Below are 12,433 nucleotides of genomic sequence, written 5' to 3' on the forward strand. Positions count from 1 at the left end.
GCGCTGTGAGGAGAGAAAGTTTCCCTCATCCATTGTTGGAAGCAGCAGCAGCAAAAAGAGATTCCCCCTCCCCTCTTTTTTTGCTCTGTATCCCTCCTCACATACCCAGCTTTAAAACTTGCAAACACGGGTTTAGATGAGGTTTGAAAAGTACTTGTCGATATACAAAGCAATTAGATATTCCCCTAACTTTCCTTCAAAAAAGCTTAGGGGGATAAACCAAAATTTTTAATATTTCTCAAACTTCATCTGAGGAAACAACAAATCTTTTGATTTAAAGTTATTTAGTAAGCACCAGTCTTGTGCAGAACTACATTCACCGTTTGAAGTAAGATCTTTAAATCTAGCCAGACTGACCAATTTTCAATGTAAGCGAGATCTAGTTTGACAGCATCTTCAAAGTTGTCGATATCAGAACGCCCAGAGACTTGCCATAATCCAGTGATACCAGGAAGAACTTCTTGTCGGATAAAGTGCTTTGTTTTAAACTTTTCGACATCTCTCATAGGAAGGGGTCGAGGACCGACAAGGCTCATTTCTCCCAGAAAAACATTAAATAGTTGTGGTAATTCGTCCAGACTGTAACGACGCAAGAATTTACCAACTCGGGTGATGCGGGGATCATCCTTCATTTTGAAAAGTACACCATCTTTAATTTCATTCTTGGCTTCTAAAGTTGCTTGTAACTTTTCTGCATTAGTAACCATTGTCCGGAATTTCCAAATTTTAAACTTCCGGCTATGTAAGCCAATGCGCTCTTGTCTAAAGAAGACTGGTCCAGGAGAATCTAATTTAATTAATATGGCAATTAACACGTAAATGGGAAAGAGTAGCAACAGCAAAATTACAGAACAACAAAGGTCAAAACACCGTTTTACCCAAAAATCACTACCCGTAATAATGGGTGCTGGAATTGTCATACAGGGAACTTCACCAATCATCCAAAAAATAGATTTAGGATGACGCACTTCGCTGTCGGTTGGTAGGATTCGCAAGGTAATACCAGCTGTATGGAAATTCCAGCAAACATATAAACGATTTTTTATCGCACTCCAAGAAACAAAAGCCTCTACTATTCCCTGCTGACGCAGATATTCAAAAGTTGACTCTCGATTACATAAATCCAAGCAGCTAGAGTCAGCAATACCTTGGATTGTGTAGCAATTTTCTTTTTCTATAATTCTGATGTGATTTTCTTTGTCTTCTTTTTCTGTAATTAAAAATATGGGATGACGAATCGCTCCTTTTTGACGCAATAATTTAGTAGTAACATCAAATAAATAGCGGTCAATACAGATAAACAGCAGAGATGACAACCAGAAAATCAAAAAAGTTGAACGGGAGACATAGTGATTTGGTTCGTAGAGAAAAGCGATAAATAAAAGTAATACCTGTGACAGAGTTATGGCTTTGACTAATCCAGGATAGTTGCGACGTTGAATACCTGCTTTGTATAGACCTTTGGTGGCAATCATGCCTATTACCAAAACCAGAGTTAGTATTATAAAAGAAGGTTTTTGTGTCCAAGGAGAATTTAATGGTGTTCCATAAATTATGGCTAAGCTCCATGCTGAGATTAGGGCGGTAATGTCAAGAGAAATTAGTGTTACGACTCGCCAAAGTCTGATAGCTAGTCCTCTCTGTATCCTCGTAGCTTTTGCGGAGCGTAAGTCTGGTTTGAAGCTAACTACTGGCACGAAAGATTTAGTAGTCATAGCTGCTTTTCCTCCTCATAATTGATTAGACCACTCTGAATATAAAATTTAGGATTTTTGACTTAAAAAATGAAACTAGGAATAGACTCACTCATTGACTTGTTATGTCGAACCTAACTTTAAATTTTTGAAAATTTGATTTTATTTAGCGTTTTGATGCTTGATCGAAAGCCCTTGCGATCGCATTCCATGCCAACTTGGGTTTGAGGTTTGAGTCAAAGGGCAAAGGACGTACTGGCGCATCATCCTTGCGGGGAGCATATTGTGCAAGCCAAGTGTGGCTATCACTCAATCCCCAATTTAATACTGCAATCACAGCTTTTTCATCTAGAACCGCTGAAAGATAGTCTTCATAAGCAGCAGCCACAATGCGATCGCGAGTTTTTAAATCTTTGGGTAAATTTTGATCTCTCACATCTAGTTCAGTAACCAAAATTTTCAGATCAAGACTTGCAACATCAGCTAAAAATTTCCGTAATTTTTTAGGATTGAAACGAGTTTCGTGACCATATAGATGTGATTGAATACCAAAACCATGAATTGGCGTTCCTCTGGACTTTAAACGCTCTAGCAGTTTCAAAATTGCACCTCTTTTTGCTTCATGTTTGGGGATGTCATATTCTAATTCGGTATCGTTATAGACAAGCATGGCTTTTGGATCTTGTTCAGCAGCAATCCTAAAAGCAAGCTCTATGTAATTTGGTCCAAGAAACTCTAGCCAAGGTGAGTTTCGTAAGCCGTCAGAGCGTTTGTGATCTATTTTTGTTGCTTCATTGACCACATCCCAAGAATGGATTTGTCCGGCATAATGTTTTGTAACCGTTGTAATGTGTTCTACCAAAAATTTTTCTGCATTCTGGCGGTTAACAACTTCCTCAAACCATTCAGGTAAAGCTTCATGCCAGACTAAAGTGTGTCCTCGGAAAAGTATCCCATGAGTGCGGGCAAATTTAGCTAACCAATCACCAGCAGTAAAGTCAAATCTATTAGGAGTAGGGCGTAAAAAATTCCACTTGAGTTCCCATTCTGGGACTAAAATTCCACACTGTTGAACAAAACTACTTGCTAATTTTGGATTTGATTCCAAAAGATCCCGTCTTGTTGCTGCTCCATAAATGATTCCCTTAGCCGACGCACGCTTTTTTAAAGGCGTATAGGTAGTTAGTTTAAAGTTTCTTTTTGAGTTATCGAGCGATTGGATCTGGTGACTTTCGTATCCAGCCTTAGCTGTTGCGATCGCTCCTATGCTTGTCAGAGTACCTAAACTTAGCCATAAGGCTTGTCGCCTAGTTACTAATCTTCTATTTGGCATTGAGAATCTCCCGTAAGAATAGTCCAGCTACGAACCAAGGTTCTACTAGGTAACGTCTCCAAAGCCTTTTCGGCTCACTAAATAGGCGATACAACCATTCCAAACCCATCTTTCCCATCCAGCGAGGTGGAGTCGGAATAGCTCCAGCAACATAATCCATACAAGCGCCACTAGTCAAGATAGCATTGGTATGAATATGCTCTAGGTTGTCTAAAATCCAGTATTCTTGACGTGGCATACCCATTCCCACCATCAACACATGAGGTTGGTAAGTATTAATTGCAGCCAAGGTTTCAAGATTTTGCTGACTTCCTTTATTTATATAGCCGTGGTGAACAGCAATTTCTAAACCTGGAAACTTCTCACGTAAAATCTTAGCTCCTCGTTCTGCAACTCCTGGCTTAGATCCTAAATAAAACACACGCCAGCTTTGATTAGCTGCTTCTGCCATTAGAGACCACACCCAGTCAGCATAAGTGACTCTTTGCTCTCGCTTGAGTGGAAAACCTAACAGCTTTCCCAAGAAAACCAATGGCATACCATCTATATGGGCGTAATTGGCCTTTGCATAGAAAGCTCGCATTTTTGCGTCGTGATGGTAAAGATAAAGGCTATGCAAGTTATGATTGGCAATAATCCATTTTTTATTTCTTTGTATAGATTCTGTAACTAATGAATTGAGTTCTGAAATAGAAAGTGGATCTAATTGTACACCTAGAAATTTGTAGGGCAATTGCTTCATGATTACCTCTATAAATATTTACTCGCTATCTAAAATTAGAAGTATATCAAAATATATTTTTATTATAAATAATAACAAAAACTGATTATTTGTGTTTAAAAATAAGCCATTTTGACTGACAAATACAATAGATTAAAGTCATTTTTTGAAATATTTCTCCGGAAAGTGCTGCCAAAAATTAGTGAAAAATCCTTGGGTAGATAACCATTCTTTCCATAGCCTCCGACATTCATACTGTAAATCTACAAATTCTTGAGGTGAAAGATTGTTGTGAAATTCCAGAACTCTTCGTGCAATCTGCGGTAAATCTTTACTATCTATCCAAACACAATACTTTTTCCAGTCAATTTTGAAGTCATAAGGTAAAACACAATCAGTATCGACGAAGATAGGAATGCGTCCACAGCATAATGTTTCAAAAAGTCGTATAGAAAAGTTTCCTCGACCACGACAGCAGAGAATATAATCGCTCTCAATAATGTTACGTAAATATTCCATACGGAATTTTAGCTTTTGCTCTAGGTCATTAGCTTCAAAGAATGCCATATTTTCTCGAACTACAAAGTTTGTCTCAATTTCTGGACTTTTGCTGAGATACTTCATAGCCTCCATTCGTAGGCTATGTCCTTTATATGGTGAAAATGATGTTCCACCGTTTTTCAAAACTACACCCTTATGGACAATTTCCTTAAGCTTAACTTTCCAATTAGTTTTATAAGCATAACCATTAAACCCAACGACGGGCTTTGCTTTTTTTTGGCGAATGGGAAGCTCATTTTCGTGATAATGCTCAATCAAGTCTTCATAAACTGCATTCATGGCGAAGTCACCAGAACGCCTTTGAGAAGCTAATAGCGATTGACGGAAGACAAAAGCGTCTTTAATTGGAATTTCTTCATGGGAACAATCGCTAGCAAAAAAGACAATCAAGGGCTTTTTTGCTTGCTTTACCATTTCTGCAAACTGAATACCTAAAGACATGACCGAGCTATTAATTTTGGCAGTCCATGTATTTCCTCTAACATCTAACCAGTCGAAAGGCAAAATGGCAAAGTCTGCTTTTTCTAGTGAGGTTATTTCAAATAAAGAATGACTAATTTTGGCATAATGAACTATAGACTTTGACCAAGGAGATACATCATTGTCCGCAGGAGAAGACCAAAAGGGTTGAAGTATAGTGACAGGGCGTGAAGCTTTGGGCAGGTAATGTAAATCTGAGAATATCTTTAGCTTCATAACTACTTCTATTTTTTCAGTCGATTTATATTTCAGAATGAATTAATCACATTTTCAAAAATAAAGCCGTGAAGTAATTAAATTTAATTACGTCACAGCCTCAACATTCATCTTATTACCGTCTTTGTAGAATGGTGTAACATTCCTTAGTAAGAAAAGCTAAAAATGTTGCCAAAAGTTGTTAAAGAATCCTTCATAAGATAACCAATCTTTCCATATCTGCCGACAATCGTATTGCAGTTCTACAAATTGTTCAGGTGAAAGATTATTATGAAACTCTGCTACTTTTTCAGCAATTTGCGGCAAGTCTTTACTGTCTACCCAAACACAATATTTTTTCCAATCAATTTTGAAGTCATAAGGTAAAACACAATCAGTATCGACAAAGATAGGAATGCGTCCACAACACAATGTTTCGTAGAATCTGAGAGAGAAGTTTCCTCGACCACGACAACAAAGAATATAGTTACTCTCCACCATATTTTGCACGTATTCGAGACGCACTTTTAGTTTTTCCTCAGGTTCTTTAGCTTCAAAGAACGCCATTTTGTCGCGAATTTTAAAATTAGTCTCAACTAAAGGGCTATTGCTAAGATACTTCAAAGCTTGATTTCGCAAGCGATGTCCTTCGTAGGGTGGAAAAGTTTCTCCGTTAGTGGCCAGCATTGCTCCTTGACGAATTAAGTCCTTAAGCTTTATTGACCAATTACCTTGATCGGCACAACCATCAAATCCCACAATAGGCTTTTCTTGCTTTTGGCGTATGGTCAGCTGGTTTTTGAGATAATATTCTACTAAGTCTTCATATAATGCAGTCATGACAAATTCCTTGGACTGCCTTCTAGCACCTATGAGGGACTGACGAAAAATAAAAGCATCCTGAATGGGAATATGTTCATGGGAGCGATCGCCACAATAAAAAATAATAATTGGCTTACGAGCTTCCTTTACCATTTGGACGAAATCAATCGCTAAAGCATATGCTGATTTATTTCTCTTCGCTGTCCATGTGTTTCCAGAAACCTCTAACCAATCAAAAGGTAAAACAGCAAAATCTGCTTCTTTTAACGAAGTGATTTCAAACAAAGAGTTACTTATCTTTGCATAATTAGTAATTAATTTATCCCAAGGGGGAATATAATAGCCTCCCCTTTCTATTTGAAAATTTTTTGTATATTCTGGCCAAAAAGGTTGGATGAGAGAAACAGGATAAACTCCTTCAGGAAGATATTCCGGATCTGAAAATATCTTTATTTTCATCCTATTGTTTTATTAATTTTATAGTTCTTGCACAATTAAGTAACCATATTTTAAGACTTCTAATATTCCCATTTATAAAGTTTATACAATCTTATCAAGCAACTAGCCTTTTATTTAGCTATGTTGAATTTATCTCTGGTTGCTTCCAAAATTTCAGCAACTGCTCTTGCTCTTGCTGACCACGAATATTTTTCTTTAATTAGAGTATATGCAGCTTCTGTAAGTGGTTGATATTTCTCCATGTTGGATGTTGCATCTAGTATCGCATCAGCCACCTCTCCAGTCGAGAATCCTGTTACAATCAAATGCTTTTGATTACAGAATTCTTCTAGTCCCCTCAAACCCTCTGGAGTTGATACAACTAATTTTTTGCTAGCGAAAAAATCTAATGCTTTATTGCGAGCGCCACCTGCAACAGCTTGTTTAGGAAATGGTAGCAATCCTATATCTGCATACTTAATATAATTAACAAAATCTTTTCGCTCTGGTAAAAAACCAACAAAAGTAATATTTGCTGGTAATGGTTGGTCAACATCACTCACATCACGACCAATCACCACAAAGTGAACCTTTTGCTCATGAGATTCCAGGTGTTTGGCAATTTCGATCGCCATCGATACAGACATATCGTTACTCGGAAATTGAAAAGTTTTAGGAGCAACAACAACTACTATCTTGGCTGGCCGCTTTTGTTGGTATGGATCAGTAGTATCAGAAAATTGATCGTTGATTAAGTCTTCAGCAACTCCATTGCCTATACAGTAAATCTTACTGGGTTGTCTACCATACCATTGCTGGATCAGTTTGGGAGTTGATTCACCTGCGGCAATAATAGGATTACCAGAAAATATCAACACTCCCTGAGCAATATATGTCTTAATTAATTGCAAAAATTCCTTCAAAGGATTAGGAACAGAAGATAAGCGACTCCAGTATTCATAGGCAGAAAAAGTGTGAAAATCCAAGACAAGAGAGCAATTTTTCTGCTTTGTGGTAGTCAATGCAATCAAAGATGTTATTCCAGGTAGTGTTTCTTGTGCATATACAACATCAGGATGAAACTCTTCTATGCATTTTTTAATTGTCTTGACATACAAAGGAATACTTCTTGAGCCAATAGAGACTGAAGGTGCGTAGTTAACTGCTGAACAATCTAAGCCAACTTGATAAAGCTCAAACTCTTTACTAAGATATTGTCCAAGGTAAAATGGTCTTGTAAACGCACCAAAAGGCTGACTAGAATCAAGAGTGGAAACAATTAATAAGCGTTTACTCATAATTTTATGGTTGATAGATTTGCTCAGCTAATCCAATACCCCTGAGTCTTAATTGATTGAATTTTTATAGAGTTGTGAATATTGTTAACCATGAGAGCAAATCTTTTTAGATTTTCGGTTGAACTTCTTCACAAAAAGCAGGAGATGCAGTTAAATCTCTGTAACCAATAACAGCACGTAGATATGGTAAGAACCAATAAATAAACCAAAATGGGCCAGAATGTCGTTTGGTAAAAACAGTCCATGCTTTAATTGGATAACCCTTAGGTTGGAGCAGTTTTGTTAAGCGTTTATGAACCGGAAGCTTGGTATCGACCCAACTCCCGCTAACAGAATTTTTAGAGCAAGTACCTATGTACCCAGGTGCTATCCATACTGAACATCCCAACTTCCGCGCTCTGAGTCCATAATCTATATCTCCTAGTGTATGGATGAAAGCAGAATCCAAATTACCTACTTTTTGGGCAACAGAATTAGGAATAAGTACACAATTGCCAAACATCGTATCGCACTGTTGAAGTTCCTCTGTTGGCTCTACAAACTCATACTTATTTGAGTACCAACGCTTTGAACGCATAGCACCACCATAAGTTGCTTTACCTGTTAATGGATCTCGAGTCGAGCCAACAATTATGGCATCAGGATGACCTTGTTGTGTAAGCTCATAATGATTAGTAATTAACTTAGTCAGGGCATTAGGATCAAGTAAGGTGTCGTCATTCAACCAAAGATAGTAATCGTAACCCTCTTGGAGAGCTGCGGCAAATGCTAAGCGCATTCCACCTACCCAAAACAAATTTCCATTGCCTTTTATAATTTTTACTGAAGAATACTGTTGTTTGACTGCATCCGATGTACCATCAGAACAACCATCATCAACCAAATAAACATCAAAAGTCACATTTTGTTGATAAAGTTTTTGCAAACATGTCAAGGTTGTATCTCGCCTGTTGTAACAGGTAATTAACACAGCCAGTTTTGTATACTCTATTTCACGTATCATAATGTATTTATTATTCTGATGATTGCTAATAAAGAATGCTAGCTAAAGTAGCAATTATGCTTGATTTAAAGAACTAATTAACTGAACTCGTTTGATTTGCTTGTACTCAACTGCTGATGAAAAGGCTATTGATACATAAATAATCCAGAATACGCTGTTAGTTGACATAAATGTAATCACTTCACTAGTATTAACTAGGACATTAATTCCCAAAAACATAAACATCCAAAAGGTTTCTATTTTTCTAGTCATAAACAAGATATTGACTACCCTGTATATTACTGTCAATAAATGAAATACAAAAAGTGATAACCCCAAAAAACCCAGTTGCACAAATAGGTCAATAAAGCCATTGTGAGCCTGAAACGGACTGTCAGGATCTATATCTTCATACCGTAGCCACGTATTACGGATGACATCATAAGAAGCATCACTAGTCCAAAACGCATTATAACCATAACCTAAAAAAGGACGTTTTAAACCTTCCTGTATAGTTGATACCCACAGTGGAATACGTCCGTTAAACTCAATGTCCTTGCCTAAATAATTAACTACTATTGATTCTAAATTTACTAAAATCAAAGCAGATATAATAGTGAATATCAGTACTGCGAGCAATAGAATAAAAAATCTATTTTTTCTTTGTTTCACAATTATGTAAATTGGAAAAGCAAAGATAGGATAAAGAAAAACTATTAATCCTGTTTTACTATTAGAAAGGACAAGCAGAATTAATGAAACTAACAGTAAAATAAAAGCGAACCAGCGATTACAACGTTTGTCTAAAATATTAATCAAAAAAATTGAGGCTAAAAAACCCATGAAGCGACCCATGTGTTGCTTGTGAGCATATATACCTCTCCAAGATACAACTCCATTGACAACATGAGTGCCAACAGAAGGTACAGCGAAGCCAACAATTGTACATAAAAATATAGATATAATTCCTACCCAAGACAACAAATTTATCTGCTCTCTTGGTGTGTATCGCGAAGCCAAATATAGACCAAATATAGTTGAACGTACTAAAGCTCTGACTTGTTCTACTGTATCACCTAGACTGTAAGACCAGAAAACTGAAAATACACCAATTATAGTCAACAATATTAGAGTTTTGTCTGTGGTAGCAACATATGCAATACGCTGCCATTGCACACTAACTAAAAGAATTACAATTCCATAACTCAAGATATTTGTAAGAGTTCTGACTGCATCTGGTACTACTACTGTTTCAGCAAAGAAAAGCAAGAAAATAACGCTTGCTATTTCTAGCTTTAATAGCAGAGAAGTCAATAATTTGTTTTTCAATTGATAAACTCCGACTGTTGTCGTTAGATTACACAAATTTCACGATTTACACATTTTTATATTTTATTTAAGCATGTGAAAAGACCAGTTATTTCATAGTGCTTTTATGTTTAAGTTTTTGACTCAGTTTTCATAATTTTTTTCTTAATAACCGACTTTATAGTTGTCAATAAATTGCCATACTCAAAGAAGGTTTTTTGCATGAATCTGTCAGATTTTAAATCACGAATTATGTATGGTGGATGTTTTAGAGGAAAACTAATTGGTTCTGTGGGCATATTAGCATAAGTCTTCACAAACCTACCCTTGGTATGTTTTGTATGAGTTGCATTATTGCCAAAACCAATATTAGAAATCAGATTATTATTTGGGACAATACTTAGTTGGTTTTGAAGCCAGCAATTAAAAGTCCATTGATAATCCCATACAGTATTAATACGACCGTCGTATGTATCCTGAAAGATTTGTTGCCAAAACTTAACAGATTTTGAGTCTATGAGTATATCATCCAGGAATCGACTTTCTTTAATTTCTGGCCAGAGTTTCATGTCAAAATCAAAGTTTTGCCATGCTCGTCTCCAAGTTGCCCAACCCCAACAGCGATTATAAATAGAGAAATAATAGCTATAGTCTGTTCTTTTTCGTCCTAATTGTACATTTTGACCAATAATTGTACAAATTCTTTGATCGTATCTATATCTCTCAAGCAAGGTTTCACAAAATTGAAAAAAGGTAGAATGAGGCAAACAATCATCTTCTAAAACTATTGCCTCTTCCACTTGATTGAATACCCAATCTAAACCACTAGGAAGACGCTTTGCACAGCCGATATTCACCTCAGAATAATTTTTGATAACTTCACATTCCCAATCAACACGGTCAATAATTGCACGAGTAGCTTTGCATTTTTCTGATTCATCAGCACGGTCTTCCCTGGGGCCATCTGCTATGACAAATAGTTTTGGTGGTTTCGCTTGGCGAATTGCTTCAAACACACGTTCGGTGGTATGTGGGCGTTTGAAGATAATAAAAGCTACTGGAGTTTTCAGACGAAAATCAGACATTATAACTCTCCCCAAAGTTTTTATCTGAATCTATTTGGATATAGAAGTACAATATTATTTTAATTATTTTAAACCTTCAAAATAAAAATAACTAAACCATAGGCATTTTCATCCCTTAAATATGCATTTAAAATACGAATGACTATCTAATTAAGCTCATTTTTTCTAAATACTCTGGTGTAATTCAATAATCTTTTAAACAAGCTTGGTAATACAAGTGCTTTTGTTTGTTGAATAAAAATGATTCTTGTTTGTGGTAAAAGTAGATATGAAAAATATGAAGCTACACATTGAGCAACTAGTGAAGCCATCGCTGCTCCAACACCACCATAACTTTTAATTAAGAAGTAGTTCAAAACTATATTTATGACTGCACCGTTAGCACTGGTTATAAATGCAAAGGGCATTAAGTTTTCTGCTGTTGTCCATAGACTACTTACCAAGCCCAAGGAAACGAATATTCCAGTCCAAATATGGATCACAAGTATAGCACCTGCGTCTGAATATTCTTGACCATACATCAAATTGACAATTTGATGAGATAGTAATGACACAATTACACCAACTGCCAAAGATAGTATCGTGAGAAAGTCCAAAACTTTTTGTATCTGCTCATAGTATGACTGTTGACTTTCTTGTCTGGCTTTCACAATTGATGGGAATACTGAATTTGTTATGGCCATTGGTATGAAATACCAAAGCTCTGATATTTTTACTGCTGCTGAGTAGATTCCTACTGCTTTATCACCAATCATTTGACCTAACATTAACTGATCCGTTCGCATATAAATCATGATGACAAAACTCGAAAGAATCAGCGTCCAACTATCTTTAAGTAGTTCTATTGCATATTTCCAGCTAAAATGCCATGCTTGTATAAAATAGCCTTTTATACGGTACGCAACTACAAGCCCTAAAGCACTCAAAGCAGTTTCAGCTGCATAAGCCCAAGCAAACATAAGCAATGGAGCTTGGATTTGGATTAATACAATCCGCATACTACTAGCTAACACCAAACCTATGTTCTTAGACCAAACCGTATATTTTGACTGAATTTGGGATTGGAACCAATAATCGATTACATAATAAGATTCAAAAAACGTTCCTACAGTAATGATTCCAACCAGTTGGTGGGTAAGAGTCTCAGTAGGACGAAGGATGATAATTGTTGCAATTGACACAAATATGATTGTAGCTTGGGCAAAGACCTTCAGGAAGAAGGCTGTACCCAATATTTCATCTTTACTATTTGGTTGGCGGACAATGTTACGAATAACAATGTTATCAAGCCCGAGATTGGCAACTGTGTTGAATATTGCAGTAAAAGCGATCGCATAGTTGAAAATACCAAAATTTTTTGGACCGAGGTAGCGAGCTACCCATACTCCTACTAATAGTCCTGTACCCATTCGCAGGACTCTATCAGCTAACAGCCAACCTGTATTACCAATAATCTTTTGTAGGTTAGGACTGAGTTTATGGGTAATTTTTTCTATTTTTTTGAGCATTTTTATGC

The 12,433-nt window shown here is 36.5% G+C and carries 10 protein-coding genes; all 10 read right to left on the reverse strand.

Annotated elements, in window-relative coordinates; genetic code table 11:
- Window positions 1-284: 284 nt before the first annotated feature.
- The 10 genes from UYK_RS0102695 to UYK_RS0102740 all read right to left on the reverse strand — a co-directional run bounded on the left by UYK_RS0102695 (window position 285) and on the right by UYK_RS0102740 (window position 12,425).
- Entirely contained in the window at window positions 285-1,715 is a 1,431-nt protein-coding gene (locus tag UYK_RS0102695; protein WP_009455677.1) for a sugar transferase, read from the reverse strand.
- A gap of 145 nt (window positions 1,716-1,860) precedes the next feature.
- Window positions 1,861-3,027, reverse strand: coding sequence for an endo-1,4-beta-xylanase (locus UYK_RS0102700; RefSeq protein ID WP_009455678.1), 1,167 nt, complete (start codon window positions 3,025-3,027; stop codon window positions 1,861-1,863).
- Entirely contained in the window at window positions 3,017-3,769 is a 753-nt protein-coding gene (locus UYK_RS0102705; RefSeq protein ID WP_009455680.1) for a WecB/TagA/CpsF family glycosyltransferase, read from the reverse strand. The genes UYK_RS0102700 and UYK_RS0102705 overlap by 11 nt, the downstream gene beginning before the upstream one ends.
- A gap of 138 nt (window positions 3,770-3,907) precedes the next feature.
- Window positions 3,908-5,005 carry an exostosin domain-containing protein gene (locus UYK_RS0102710; protein WP_016870861.1) on the reverse strand — a complete coding sequence of 366 codons (1,098 nt, stop codon included), beginning with the start codon at window positions 5,003-5,005 and terminating at the stop codon, window positions 3,908-3,910.
- A gap of 159 nt (window positions 5,006-5,164) precedes the next feature.
- A complete protein-coding gene (locus UYK_RS0102715; protein WP_016870862.1) occupies window positions 5,165-6,265 on the reverse strand; it encodes an exostosin domain-containing protein in 1,101 nt (366 codons plus the stop codon).
- Between the two features lie 110 nt (window positions 6,266-6,375).
- Complete coding sequence (locus UYK_RS0102720) at window positions 6,376-7,542, reverse strand: glycosyltransferase family 4 protein (protein WP_009455686.1); 1,167 nt, start codon at window positions 7,540-7,542, stop codon at window positions 6,376-6,378.
- A gap of 106 nt (window positions 7,543-7,648) precedes the next feature.
- On the reverse strand, window positions 7,649-8,545 hold the full coding sequence (locus UYK_RS0102725; RefSeq protein WP_016870863.1) for a glycosyltransferase family 2 protein: 897 nt from the start codon (window positions 8,543-8,545) through the stop codon (window positions 7,649-7,651).
- A gap of 54 nt (window positions 8,546-8,599) precedes the next feature.
- Complete coding sequence (locus UYK_RS0102730; protein WP_016870864.1) at window positions 8,600-9,853, reverse strand: O-antigen ligase family protein; 1,254 nt, start codon at window positions 9,851-9,853, stop codon at window positions 8,600-8,602.
- 110 nt (window positions 9,854-9,963) lie between these two features.
- Window positions 9,964-10,917 carry a hemolytic protein HlpA gene (locus tag UYK_RS0102735; protein ID WP_016870865.1) on the reverse strand — a complete coding sequence of 318 codons (954 nt, stop codon included), beginning with the start codon at window positions 10,915-10,917 and terminating at the stop codon, window positions 9,964-9,966.
- Between the two features lie 146 nt (window positions 10,918-11,063).
- The gene (locus UYK_RS0102740) at window positions 11,064-12,425 is read right to left on the reverse strand and encodes a flippase (protein WP_009455694.1); all 1,362 of its coding nucleotides are present in this window, start codon (window positions 12,423-12,425) and stop codon (window positions 11,064-11,066) included.
- Between the last annotated feature and the right edge of the window lie 8 nt (window positions 12,426-12,433).

This window comes from Fischerella thermalis PCC 7521 (assembly GCF_000317225.1).
Classification (GTDB): domain Bacteria; phylum Cyanobacteriota; class Cyanobacteriia; order Cyanobacteriales; family Nostocaceae; genus Fischerella; species Fischerella thermalis.